Source organism: Streptomyces akebiae, from assembly GCF_019599145.1.
GTDB classification, from domain to species: domain Bacteria; phylum Actinomycetota; class Actinomycetes; order Streptomycetales; family Streptomycetaceae; genus Streptomyces; species Streptomyces akebiae.
This window is the reverse complement of sequence record NZ_CP080647.1, coordinates 9,906,530-9,918,614: the sequence shown is the minus strand read 5'-3', so window position 1 is coordinate 9,918,614 and position 12,085 is coordinate 9,906,530. Positions and strand designations below refer to the sequence as shown.

11 protein-coding genes are annotated in these 12,085 nt (G+C 73.7%); 5 read left to right on the top strand and 6 right to left on the bottom strand.

The window, feature by feature from the left end:
- Nucleotides 1-22 precede the first annotated feature (22 nt).
- Nucleotides 23-232 (top strand): MbtH family protein, encoded by a 210-nt coding sequence (locus K1J60_RS43005; RefSeq protein ID WP_033526179.1) that lies wholly within the window; start codon nt 23-25, stop codon nt 230-232.
- A gap of 78 nt (nt 233-310) precedes the next feature.
- Here the strand turns inward: K1J60_RS43005 and K1J60_RS43000 are convergent, their stop codons facing one another.
- The 3 genes from K1J60_RS43000 to K1J60_RS42990 all read right to left on the bottom strand — a co-directional run bounded on the left by K1J60_RS43000 (nt 311) and on the right by K1J60_RS42990 (nt 5,405).
- Complete coding sequence (locus K1J60_RS43000) at nt 311-1,375, bottom strand: iron-siderophore ABC transporter substrate-binding protein (protein ID WP_220650961.1); 1,065 nt, start codon at nt 1,373-1,375, stop codon at nt 311-313.
- Entirely contained in the window at nt 1,375-3,102 is a 1,728-nt protein-coding gene (locus tag K1J60_RS42995; RefSeq protein ID WP_259408378.1) for an ABC transporter ATP-binding protein, read from the bottom strand. Before K1J60_RS42995 ends, K1J60_RS43000 begins: the two co-directional genes overlap by 1 nt.
- 512 nt (nt 3,103-3,614) lie before the next feature.
- Complete coding sequence (locus K1J60_RS42990) at nt 3,615-5,405, bottom strand: ABC transporter transmembrane domain-containing protein (RefSeq protein ID WP_220650960.1); 1,791 nt, start codon at nt 5,403-5,405, stop codon at nt 3,615-3,617.
- A gap of 228 nt (nt 5,406-5,633) precedes the next feature.
- Here K1J60_RS42990 and K1J60_RS42985 point away from each other — a divergent pair, with 228 nt between their 5' ends.
- Complete coding sequence (locus K1J60_RS42985; RefSeq protein WP_220650959.1) at nt 5,634-7,196, top strand: amidohydrolase; 1,563 nt, start codon at nt 5,634-5,636, stop codon at nt 7,194-7,196.
- A 3-nt stretch (nt 7,197-7,199) separates the two neighbouring features.
- Here K1J60_RS42985 and K1J60_RS42980 read toward each other — a convergent pair whose 3' ends face one another.
- On the bottom strand, nt 7,200-8,150 hold the full coding sequence (locus tag K1J60_RS42980; RefSeq protein WP_220650958.1) for a Dyp-type peroxidase: 951 nt from the start codon (nt 8,148-8,150) through the stop codon (nt 7,200-7,202).
- Nucleotides 8,151-8,460: 310 nt separating this feature from the next.
- Here K1J60_RS42980 and K1J60_RS42975 point away from each other — a divergent pair, with 310 nt between their 5' ends.
- From K1J60_RS42975 to K1J60_RS42965, 3 genes are all read left to right on the top strand, one after another.
- Nucleotides 8,461-9,141, top strand: coding sequence for a hypothetical protein (locus tag K1J60_RS42975; protein WP_220650957.1), 681 nt, complete (start codon nt 8,461-8,463; stop codon nt 9,139-9,141).
- Nucleotides 9,142-9,400: 259 nt separating this feature from the next.
- Nucleotides 9,401-9,880, top strand: a complete 480-nt coding sequence (locus K1J60_RS46525) for a hypothetical protein (protein WP_259408176.1) — start codon at nt 9,401-9,403, stop codon at nt 9,878-9,880.
- Nucleotides 9,881-9,912: 32 nt separating this feature from the next.
- Complete coding sequence (locus K1J60_RS42965; RefSeq protein ID WP_220650956.1) at nt 9,913-10,377, top strand: RpiB/LacA/LacB family sugar-phosphate isomerase; 465 nt, start codon at nt 9,913-9,915, stop codon at nt 10,375-10,377.
- On the opposite strand, the gene K1J60_RS42960 is transcribed toward K1J60_RS42965, so the two are convergent.
- Nucleotides 10,349-11,353, bottom strand: coding sequence for a serine/threonine-protein kinase (locus K1J60_RS42960; RefSeq protein ID WP_220650955.1), 1,005 nt, complete (start codon nt 11,351-11,353; stop codon nt 10,349-10,351). The two genes, K1J60_RS42965 and K1J60_RS42960, sit on opposite strands and share 29 nt — an antisense overlap.
- Nucleotides 11,346-12,080: a thioredoxin domain-containing protein gene (locus tag K1J60_RS42955; protein ID WP_220650954.1), complete on the bottom strand. Its 735-nt coding sequence runs from the start codon at nt 12,078-12,080 to the stop codon at nt 11,346-11,348. The genes K1J60_RS42960 and K1J60_RS42955 overlap by 8 nt, the downstream gene beginning before the upstream one ends.
- Nucleotides 12,081-12,085 lie beyond the last annotated feature (5 nt).

The window sequence follows — 12,085 nt, the reverse complement described above, 5'->3', positions numbered from 1 at the left end:
TGAAATCGGAAAGAGGAATGGCATGAGCAACCCGTTCGAGGACCCCGAGGGCACCTACCTGGTGCTGGTCAACGACGAGAACCAGCACAGCCTGTGGCCGGACTTCGTGGACGTGCCGGCCGGCTGGCGGGTGGTCCACGGACCCGACTCCCGGCAGTCCTGCCTGGACCACGTCGAGACCCACTGGACGGACATGCGGCCGCGCAGCCTGGCCGAGTCGATGGACGGCTGACACGGGAGAGACACGAGAGGGGGGCCGGTCGGTGACCGGCCCCCCTCGTCGTACTCGTACCTCGTGCCCCCGCCCGCGTCAGGACGCGGGCTGCTCCACCTTGGTGTCCGTCTTGCCGTCGACGGCCGCCGCCAGCTGCGGGGCCAGCCGCTCGACCACGTACGGCAGGCTGAGGACCGAGACGAAGGACGTGGCGTTGCCGTAGTCGCTGCTCTCGTTCACGAAGACCTCGCGGCCCTCCTTCACGACCGTCAGATCCTTGTACGAGGCGTCCTTGTGCAGCTTCGCGGCGTCCTTGACGGGGTCGCCGACGATCCACACGACGGCGTCCTGGTCGAGCAGGTCGGTGCGCTCCTTGCTGATGTTCGCGCCGAACTGGTCGCCGATCGCCTTGTCCAGGTCGGTCGGCAGGGTGAAGCCGAGGCCGGTCAGCAGACGCGAGCGGGCGTCCTGGCTGCCGAAGACGAACATGCCCTCGTACGGGGTGGCCATGGCGGCCGTGGAGCCCTTGAAGCCGGGGTGGTCGTCGGCGGCGGCCTTGATCTTCGCCTCGGTGTCGGCGACCGCCTTCGCGGCCTCCTCGGGCTTGCCGAGCGCCTTGCCGATGGTCTCGGTCTGCTCCTGCCACGGGACGCCGTAGTCGTTGTACGCCTTCGGCTGGGCGACCACGGGGGCGAACTTGGACAGCGACTCGTACTGTTCCTTCGTGAGTCCGCCGTACACCGCGAGGATCAGGTCGGGCTTGAGGGCGGCGATCTTCTCCACCTGCGGGCCGGTGCCCGTGTCCTTGAGGACGGTCGGGGCCTCGGCGGAACCGAGCTTGTCCTCGGCCCAGGGGCCGATGGCGCCCTTGTAGCCGCCGAGCCATTCGGTGGTGCCGACGGGGACCTTGCCGAGGGCGAGGACCGCGTCCTGGTCGGTGAGGCCGACGGTGACGATCCGCTTGGGTTCGGCCTTGATCGTGGTGCTGCCGTACTTGTGGTCGAGGGAGACCGGGAAGGCGGAGTCACCGGAGGTGCTCGCCTCCGCGCCGGCGCCCGACGCGTCGTCGGAGTCGGAGCCCCCACCGCATGCGGTGGCGAGGAGCAGGGTGGCGGAGGCGAGCACGACGGCGAGCCGTGGCGCTCTGCGGGAGCGGAACATCAGCGGTCCTTCGGTTCGGGATTCTGCGGAGCGGTGCTTGTGGGGGTCTCGGAGGCCGGCCGGCGGTCGGTCGGCCGGGGGCCGGTGTCGCGGGCGTCCGACCAAGCCGACCAGAGGGCGGCGTAGGGGCCTCGCGCGGCGTGGAGTTCGTCGTGGGTACCGCTCTCGACCACACGGCCGGCGTCCATGACGACGACGCGGTCGGCGGTGGCGGCCTGGCTGAGGCGGTGGGCGACGATCAGCGCGGTCCGGCCGTCGACGGCGCGGGCGACCGCCTTCTCCAGGGTGCGGGCGCCGGCGCTGCCCGCCTCCGCGGTGGCCTCGTCGAGGATCACCAGGGGCGGGTCGGCGAGGATCAGCCGGGCCAGTGCGAGGGCCTGGGTCCGCTCGCCGCTGAGCCGGTGGCCGCCGTCGCCGACGACCGTGGCGAGCCCGTCGGGCAGGGCCTCGGCCCAGGCGAGGGCGTCGACACGGTCGAGCGCGGCGCGCAGTTCGTCGTCGGTGGCGTCGGGCTTGGCGAGGCGCAGGTCGTCGGCGAGGGGGCCCGCGAAGACATGGGTCTCCTGGGTGATCAGGGCGATCGTGCGGGAGGCGGCGGAGCCGAGTTCGGTGGGCGGGATGCCGCCGACCAGGACGTCGCCGGTGGTGGGCGGCTGGATGCCCGCGACGAGTCGCGCCAGGGTGGTCTTGCCGGCTCCGCTGGCGCCGACGAGGGCCACGCGTTCGCCGTGGTGGATCGTCAGGTCGGTGTCGTGCAGGACGGGGTGGCCCGGCCGGTAGGCGTGGCCGAGCCCTCGGACGGTGACGTCGACACCGCCGGCCCCGACGGTGCGCGTCGGCGGCGGGGCCTCGGGTTCGTCGGTGACGCCGACGAGCCGGGCGAGGCCCGCCGTGGCCGACTGGGCGTCGTCGAGGAGGGCGAGGGCCGCGTTGACGGGGCCGAACAGGCTGTGGAAGTACAGGGCGGCGGCGGTCGCCGTACCGATGCTGGCGGAGCCGTCGCGGACCAGCCAGTAGCCGGTGACGAGGACGGCGGCGAGCCCGATGTACTCGGCGATGTGCAGTCGGCTGTAGAAGCCGAGGACGAGGCGTACGCCGCGCATGGTCAGCGCCACCACGGACCACGACCGCTCGGTGACCCGCTCGGTGTGCTCGCGGCCCAGCCGGAACGCCCGCACGGTGGAGCTGCCGCCGATGGTGTCGAGCATCTGTTGCTGTTGGGCGCCGGCGGCCACCCGCTGCTCGGCGTAGAGCGGGATGGCACGGGCGACGTACCAGCGTGCGGTGGCCGCCTGCACGGGGACCGCGAGCAGCGCGGCCAGCAGGAACCGCCAGTCGAGCAGGGCGAGGGCGCCGAAGGTCAGGACGATGGTGAGCACCGACCGTCCGAGCGCGGGCAGCGCGTTGCGCACGGCGTCGGCGATGAGGGAGACGTCGGCGGTGACCCGGGCGGTCAGGTCGCCGGCGCCGGCCTTCTCCACCCGGTCCAGGGGAAGGGCGAGGGCCCGCTCGACGAAGCGTTCGCGCAGCCGGGCCAGCGTCGTCTCACCGAGCCGGGCGATCTGTGACAGCCCGAACCCGGCGCTGACGCCCTGGGCTACGGCGACGGCCACGAGGAGCACGGCGGTGGCGGTGATGGCGTCGGCGGACCCCCGGTCGGCCGCCAGGTCGACGATCCGGCCCAGGAGGGGCTGCACGAGCAGGCCGACAGCGGTGGACCCGACCATGACGCCGAACGCGGACAGCGCCAACCGCCGCTGTGGACGCAGCAGTTCGACGACCGCGGCGCGGGTCCGGGCGGGACTGGCGACGGGCAGCAGGACGGGCCCGGCATGGTCACCGCCCCGGCTCCCGGCCTCGACGGCCTCGACGGCTTCGGTGCCTTCCGCGACCTCGACCGGCTGGGCGGCCTCGGTGACCTCGCCGGCCCGGACGGATCCGGCACCCCCTACCGCCTCGACCGGCTCGACGACCGTTCCGAAGTCCGCGACCTGACCGGGCCGGACGGCAGCCACAGACCGCGCCTCTACGTCAGACCGGACGACTCCCACGGCCCGCACCTCTTCATCCGGCCGAACGACTCCCACGTCCTTCGCCCCCACAGCAGACCGCACCGCCTCCACCACCCGGGGGGCTTCCCCAGCCTCCGCAGCCCCTACAGGCTGCGCCCCCTCCGTGGCCTCAACCGCTTCGGAGGCATCGGCGGGCTCGGCGGGCTCGGCGGCCCTGGCGTGATCGGTCATGTGAGGACCGCCGTCCGGTAGTCGGCGCGCTCGTGGACGAGGCGTTCGTGGTCGCCGGTCGCGGCGACCCGGCCTTCGTGGAGGAGGACGACGCGGTCGGTGACGGCGAGCAGAGCGGGGCTGTTGGTCACCAGGAGGGTGGTGCGTCCGCCGCGGACGTCCCTGATGCCGGCGGCGATACGCGTCTCGGTGACGGCGTCGACGGCGGTGGCCGGTTCGTGCACGACGAGGACCGGCGCGTCGGCGGCCAGGGCGCGGGCCAGGGCCACGCGCTGGCGCTGGCCGCCGGAGAGTGAACGGCCGCGTGCGGTGACGGCGGTGTGGACGCCGTCGGGCAGCGAGCGGGCGACCTCGTCGGTACCGGAGGCGACCATCGCGGCGGTGACGCCCGCCGGTGCGGCCGTACCTCCCGTCCCCGTGTCTCCCGTCCCCGCGTCGGCGACGTCCGCCGGCGCGCCCGCCGTCGCTCCCCCGGGCCCGGTGGCTCCGACCCCCGCCGTGACGTTGTCCAGGACCGTGCCCTCGAACAGGTCGGCGTCGTGTTCGGCGACGAGCATCGCCGCGCGGACGTCGTCCGGTCCGAGTGCGGTCAGTGCGGTGCCGTCGAGTTCGACGGTGCCGTCGTCGGGGTCGGCGTGGCGGCCCAGGCAGCGCAGCAGCGCCGTGGCGTCGGCGGGGTCGGTGGTGGCGATGCCGACGGTCTCACCGGGGGCGATGTCGAGGTCGACCCCGCGCAAGGGGCCGTAGGTGAGGGCGCGCAGCGTGAGCCGTCCCTCGACGCCGGCCGGCGGTACGGCTTCGGCGGAACCCTGGGCGGGCACGGCGCCGGGGGCGTCCAGCACCTCGGCGATCCGGGCGGCGGAGGCGCGGCCCTGGGCGAGTTCGGCGTTGATCCAGGCGAACTCGGAGAGCGGGCCGACGATGAACAGGGCGAGCCCGACGGAGGAGACGAGTTCACCGAGGCCGATGTCGCCGCGTGCGGCGAGGCGGCCGCCGACGAGGGCGACCAGGGCGATGAAGGCGCCGGTGAGGATGGTGACGACGCCGTTCTGCCAGGCCTCGGCGCGGGCGGCGCGCAGCGTGGCGGCGAGGGAGTCCTGGCTGACGCGCCGGTAGCGGGCGACGGCCGCCTGCTCGGCGCCGATGCCCTTGAGCACGCGCACTCCGGCGACCAGGTCGGCGGCGACGCCGGAGGCCTGTGCGGCGCGGTCCTGTTCGGTCTCGCTGCGCCGTTCGAGCGGCTTGCTCAACAGGTGTCCCAGCCACAGCAGCAGGGGGGTGCCCAGGAGGACGAGCAGGCCCAGGACGAGCGAGACGCGCAGCAGGGCGACCGCGCTGACCACAAGCCCGGCGGTGGCCGCGAAGGCGACGATGAGGGCCATGGCGACGGCACCGACCCGCTTGGCGTCCTCGGTGGCGATGTTCGTCAACTCGCCCGGCAGCCTTCCCTCTTCGGCGCCGCCCTCGGGTGCGAGGACACGTCCGACGAGGGCGGTTCTCAGGTGGTGCGCGGCGGTGACGGCGGCGCGTTCCCCCGCCCTCGCGCTGAACCGGAAGCTGAAGGAGAGCCCGACGTACACGGCGGCCAGGACGAGCAGCCACAGCAGCAGCCCGGGGATGTCGCCGTCCACGACTCCGCGCTCGATGGCCAGTCCGATGAGCACCGGCACCAGGGCCTCGCCCGTCTGGTGTCCCATCCCCAGAACCGCGCCCAGCACGACGTCCCGACGCTGTCCGTCGACCGCGCGCCACAGGACGTTCCGTCCCGGTGGGTCCGCTTTTCTCACGCAACACTCCGGACCGGTTTCGCCAACACAGGAACCGTACAAGAAAACTTAGGTAAGGCTAACTACATTTGTCTTCCTGGACCAGCCCTGAGATGTCTTCGAGACCTGAGCGACCTCCCCGAACGCTGGGACATTGGCCGAACCGACCGTCAACTGGCGGGCGGAGCAGGCCACTTCACCGATACGAGAACGCACCGGGCGCCCCGCCCCGACCGGAAGGACCTGTTCGTGCTCAGCACCAGGATCACCAACGCCCGCATCGTCACGATGGTTCAGGACCGCCCGACCGCCCGGGAACTCGGCATCTGGCGGGGTCGCGTCGTCGGCCTGGACGAGGACGTGGCGGGCCTTCCGGCGCGGCGGACCCTGGACCTGGGCGGCGCCACCGTACTGCCGGGGTTCATCGACGCCCATGTGCACCTGGCGTGGGCGGGCTTGAAGGCCAAGTCACCCAGTGTCGCGCCGAGCCGGCGCGCCGACGACGTGCTCCGCGTGGTGGCGGAGGCGGTGGCCGGGGCCCCGGTCGGCGGCTGGGTGGACTTCGGCGGCTACGACCAGCGCACCCTCGACCGCCCGCTCACGGCGAGCGACCTCGACACCGTCAGCGCCGGGCGCAAGGTGTACCTGGGCCATCTCTCCGGGCACGCCTGCCTCGTCAACTCGGCGGTGCTCGAAGGACTTCCGGCGGAGGTGGCCCGGCCGGACGGTTTCCTCGCGGAGGGCGCCATGGGGGCCGCGCTGCGGTCCCGGCCGCCGCACTCGCTCGCCGAACTGGCCTCGGCGATCGAGCACGCCGCCCGCGTCTGCCGGTCCGAGGGCATCACGGGGTGCGCCGAAGCGGGCGTCGGGGCCCGGCTGTTCGGGCACAGCCCCATCGAGGGCGCCGCGTACCAGCTCGCCCACGAGTCGGGCCGACTGCCGCTGCGGGTACGGCTGATGGTGGCCGCCGACGCGCTCCGCCCGGTCCGCGCCGACGCCGAGGACACCACGAGCCGGGCGATCGACCTCGGCCTGCGCACGGGCTTCGGTGAGGGCACGCTCTCCCTCGGCTCGCTCAAGATCTTCACCGACGGCGGCATGATGGCCCGTACGGCGGCCCTCACCAGCCCCTACCTGGGCAGTGACGGTTCCGGTCAACTCATGCACGAGCCCGAGGTCCTGGAGAGCACGATCGTCGAGGGACACCTCGCGGGCTGGCAGCTCGCCGTGCACGCGATCGGCGACCGGGCCCTCGACGTCGCGCTGGACGCGCTGGAGAAGGCCCAGAAGCTGAGCCCCCGCCCGGAGGCACGCCATCGTGTCGAGCACGCGGGCCTGGTCCGCCCCGACCAACTGCCCCGGCTGGCCGCGCTCGGTGTCACCGTCGTCGTCCAGCCGAGCTTCCTGCGCTACTACGGTGACGACTACGCCACGATCATGGGCGAGGACCGGGCCGGCTGGCTGTACCGGGGCCGGGGCTTCCTCGACCACGGTGTCCGGGTCGCCGGCAGCTCGGACCGTCCGGTCGCGAACGGCGCCCCGCTGCGGGCGATCCAGTTCATGGTGGAGCGGGCCTCGGAGTCCGGCCGCCTCATCGGCCCCGCCGAGGCGATCACGGTCGAGGAGGCGCTGCGCGCGTACACCGTCGAGGCCGCCCGCGCCTGCCACTGGGACGGTGACGCCGGCAGCGTCACTCCCGGCAGGCGGGCCGATCTCGTCGTACTGGGAGACGATCCGCGCCGGGTGGACGTGTCCCGGATCGGGGACATCGAGGTGGTGCGGACGTTCGTCGAGGGCGAGGACGCGTTCTGACGGTCAGACCGGCGGGCGCCGAGCCGGGATGGTGCGCAGGAAGTCCGCCGACGGCACGAAGAACATGGTTCCGGTCACGGCCCGGGAGAAGTCCAGGATCGGGTCGTGACCGTTCGGCGGTTCGCCGAGGAACATCTTCCGCAGCATCGCCTCGGGGACCGAGGGGTCGCGGGCGTAGGCGATGAAGTACGTGCCGAACTCGCCCTGTCCGGGCCTGCCGAACGGCATGGCGGCGCGCAGTATGCGCTGCTCCGTGCCGTCGGGGCCGAGGAGGGTGTTGACGTCGACGTGCGAACCCTCCACGTCCAGTTCGAGGTTGGTCAGCTTGGTCCGGCCGATGACCTTCTCCTGGGCCTCGACGGGGAGTTTCTCCCAGGACTCCACGTCATGCAGGTACTTCTGCACGAGCACGTAGCTGCCGCCCCGGAAGTCCGGGTCCTCGTCACCGACCAGCACCGCTTCGGCCGCCACGCGCCCGACCGGGTTCTCGGTGCCGTCGACGAAGCCGAGCAGGTTGCGGGAGTCGAAGTACGCGAAGGCCTGGACCTCGTCCTCCAGGGTGACCGCGCCGCGCAGTTGCCGCATGATCTCGGCGGCCAGTGCGAAGCAGAGGTCCACGCGGGTCGCCCGGATGTGGAAGAGCAGGTCGCCCGGGGTGGACACGGCCCGGTGCCGGGCCCCGTCCAGCTGCGGGAAAGGGTGCAGGGCGGCGGGGCGGGGCGGACCGAAGAGGCGGTCCCAGGCCTCGGCGCCGATCCCGGCCACACAGCCCAGGGCGCCGTCGGGGCTGGAGAAGCCCACCGCCCGTTCCAGACCGGCGAGTCCTGCCAGCACCCCGCGCGCCGTCGACTCACCGCCGGGGACGACGCCGACGACCAGGAAGAGGGCGGCGGGCGTCAGCGGGCTCAGCATCGGCTGCGACAGAACGTCCTCGGGCACGACCGGCGGCACCATGGCTCCCCCTCTTCTCGCACCACACGTGTGCGGCACGCGTGGTGCGACATTCACAGAACGGCTCGGGGGCGGCGCCGCGGGCAGACGCACGACCCCGTCGTCGCGCACCGCCTGCCCCGGTCATGTTCCGCCCCCCTCACCATGCCCGGTCGGCGCGAGGACGATACTCGTCGGACCGCACTCCCCCTCAAACAATGATGAACACCACAATCCCCCACGCCACAAGGGCGGTTGGCGAAGTGCGGTCCTCGTTGTGTACGCGGCGACCCGCACGCCCAATACTGTGCGCAGACGTCACCAGGGGGGCTCGATGAAGTGGTTCCGACGCGACCGTGCGCAGCGACAGGCCCCTGTGGTGCCTCCTCCCGAGGTCGGCAAGAGCGACGAACCGCCCCGGCAGGCGCCACCGGTGCTCACCGCGGGCGACCCGGCACTCCAGCGGATCGGTGGCGACGGCGACAAGGTCGCCCGGCTGACGACCGGGACGGATCCGGTCATCCTCGACATCACCCACTCGGGGAACGGGCACTTCGTCGTGGACGCCCTGGACGGGAGGCTGCACTCGCAGAGCCAACTCGTCTACACCGACGGCCCCTTCTCGTGCCGTGCCCTGGTCAACGCCGACGACCGGCCGGTGCGGGCCCTCCGCGTCCAGGCGGACGGACCGTGGACGGTCGACGTGAGCCCGCTGTCGAGCGCGCTGCCCTGCGAGGGCCACACGCGACGTCCCGCCTCGGACGTGCTGCGCCACACCGGGGGTCCCGGGATCGCGACGCTCCGGTACGAGGGCGATCCGCGCTCCGACGACGGTGGGTACTTCCTCGTCGACACCTTCGAACCGGACGGCACCGGTTTCCTCGACGAACTGGCCAACCACGTGGGTCCCTGGCACGGCGAAGCCCCCGTCACCGGCCCCTGTCTCCTCTACGCCCGCTCCGACGGCCCCTGGTCGATCGTGGTCCGGCTCCTGGATCCGCCCACCTCGCCCTGACCCGACCACCGACTCGCCCCGCCTCGCCACCGCCTCGGCCCGACCGCGCCCCGGCGCGCGCCCTGGCCCCTCTCCACCGCCTGCCGCAGCCGACGGGCCACCTCCGTTACGGGGCTGCGCGCCCAGGCACGGCTGCTCGGCGGTGACGCCGCCGGGTGCCGGAAGACCCTGCCGGCGGGCATGGGCGACGAGCGGCCGCCCTGGTGCGCCGGTTCTCCCGGCCCTTCCTCCTCGCCCCGCCGACCACGGCCACACCGGCGTGCTCCAGGCGGAGGAGACACCAGGTCCGGACGGGCGGCGGCTGCGGGCGGCCGAGGACGCGCTGCCCGCCGGGGAGCCGGGACCCCGACAGGGCCCACCGTCCGGTGCAGGCCGCCGAGGCGCGGGGCGGCCGCGCGCGGGAGCCCACGCACTCACCGACAGCCGGGCCGCCCGGTCAAGCGGCGGAAGCAGGCGCCTCCACCGTGCCCGGGTCCCGCTCCTCCGCGCCCTGGCCCGGATCGGAGGTGGCCCGCGCGCCGGGGATGAACACGGCGACCGCCGCGGCGACCAGCGCGGCCCCGCAGCCGATCATCGGCGCGAGCGCCGACTGGACGAGGAGCGGGAGGGCAACGTCCGTACACTCGCCATGGTCCTGGAGGGCTGGTCCGACGAGGGCATCGCCGGGTTCGCCGACTATCTGAAGCGCCTCAACACGAGCATCGAGCGGTTGGCCGGAAAGCCGTGGCCGCGCCCGTAGCCGGGGTCCTGGAGGCGGGTAGCCTCGGGGGCATGCGGATCTCCGTCTCCTCGGACATGGACGAGCCCGTCGCACGTCTCCTCCTCGCGGAGTTGCGCGGCCGGGGCCACGACGTCGTCACGCACGGCGCGCTGCGCGCCGGGGACGACCCCCGCTGGGCCGTCTGCTCGGAGGCGGCGGCGCGCGAGGTCGCCTCCGGCGCGTCCGACCAGGCCGTCGTGTGCTGCTGGACCGGCACGGGCGCGTCGATCGCCGCGAACAAGGTTCCGGGCGTTCGCGCGGCGCTGTGCACGGACGCCTACACGGCCGACGGCGCTCGCCGGTGGAACGACGCCAATGTGCTGGCGCTCGGGCTGAGGCTGACCTCCGAGCCGCTGCTCAAGGAGATCCTTGACGCCTGGTTCGCCGCCGAGGCCGGTTCGGACGCCGACGACCGGGAGAACGTGGCCCACATCGCGCGGCTCGACGTCAGCCGGGGTGACGGCCGGACCGGATGAACACGGGTTCGGCCCATCGGGGCGGCTCGGGCGGGGCCTCGGTCGGTCCGGACGCGGTCGGCGTGACCGCCCGGGTCGGTGCGTGCCCCGGCGGGAAGCCCCGAGCCGTCCCGGCCGCCCGGAGCGCCGCCACGAAGGAGAGGCACGAGTCGTACCGGTCGTCCGGGGACTTGGCCAGCGCCGTCGCCATGACGTGGTCCACCGCGGGGGGCAGATCGGGGCGCACGCCGGTCAGCGGGGGCGGCTGGTCGTACTGGTGGGCCCACAACAGGGCCATGTCGTCGTCCCGCTGGAACGGCGGCCGGCCGACGAGTGTCTCGTGGACGACGCAGGCGAGGCTGTAGACGTCGCAGCGGCCGTCGACCGGCTTGCCCGAGATCTGCTCCGGCGCCACGTAGTCGAGCGTCCCCACGAACTGGCCGACGGTGGTGAAGCCGGTCAGGGACAGCGACTTCTTCGTCAGGCCGAAGTCGGTGAGATAGACGTGCTCGGGGTGGTCGCTGTCCGTGCCCTGCGCGACCAGGATGTTGCCGGGCTTCACGTCCCGGTGCACCAGGCCGTGGTCGTGCGCCGCGTCGAGCGCGGAGGCGACCTGGGCGGCGATCCGCGTCGCGGTCGTGACTGGCAGCGGGCCCTCCCGGTCCAGGAGATGCCGCAGATCGCTGCCGGCGACGTAGCGCATGGCGATGTAGAGGACGCCGTCCGTCTCGCCGGCCTCGAAGACCGGCACGATGTGGGGGTGGTCGATCGCGGCGGCCACCCGTGACTCGTGGGTGAAGCGGCGCCGGAACGTGTCGTTGCGGGCCAGTTCCGGGGCGAGCAGCTTCAGCGCGACCGTCCGCTCCAGCCGCAGATCCCTGGCCTGGTACACGACGGCCATGCCGCCCCGGCCGATCTCGCGCTCCACGCGGTAGCCGGCGATCTGCCGTCCGACCGGCTCGGAGGGGCGCCCCGCGTACGGCTGCGTGTCACTCATCGCGGGTCACCGGCGGGACCATGCGCGTGGGCTCGTCCTCGCTCGGCCCGTGGTCCGCCGGGCGGGGGGCGGTCGGCCTGGTGTCGGGAGGCCTGGTACCGGGGGGTCGACGGTCGGTCGGCCCGGAGTCGGGCGGGCTCCGGTCCGCCGGTTCGCGTACCGGGGCCCCCACGACCCTCGTGGGTTCCGGTGGCGCGGCGGGAGCGGCGGCCGGGGCGAAGCGGGGGACGGCCGGGGTCTCGCGCGGTTCGTCCACAGCGGCGAACGTGCTCAGCCGCGCCCCGTCGCAGTACACCCACCGCTCGTGCGCCGCGTCGAACAGCCACAGCGACTCGCCGTCGACGACGACCCCGATCCGCAGCCCCTTCGTACGCTCGCGGAAGGACTCGCCGTCGCGGTGCCCGGCGGCCAGGGCCTCCGCCTCGGTGCGGTAGCGCGTCAGGGCCTCCTCGGCCCGGGCCAGCAGCGGACGCGGGTCGGCCGTACGGGCGGGTGCCACGCCGGCGGCGGGCGGGTCCTGCGGTACGGCGACGAGGAGGCGGCCGTCGACCCAGGCGGACCAGCCGTTGGCGCACAGGACATGGCCCCAGTCGCCGCGCCGCTCCAGCAGCTGGACCGGCAGCAGCGCGTCGAGGGCCACGGTCGGATGGGCCGGGTCGGGGCTCTCCCAGGCGGACAGGCCGCCCGGAGGGACGACGTGGGTGGGCCGAAAGCCGGTGGTCGTCATGGCGG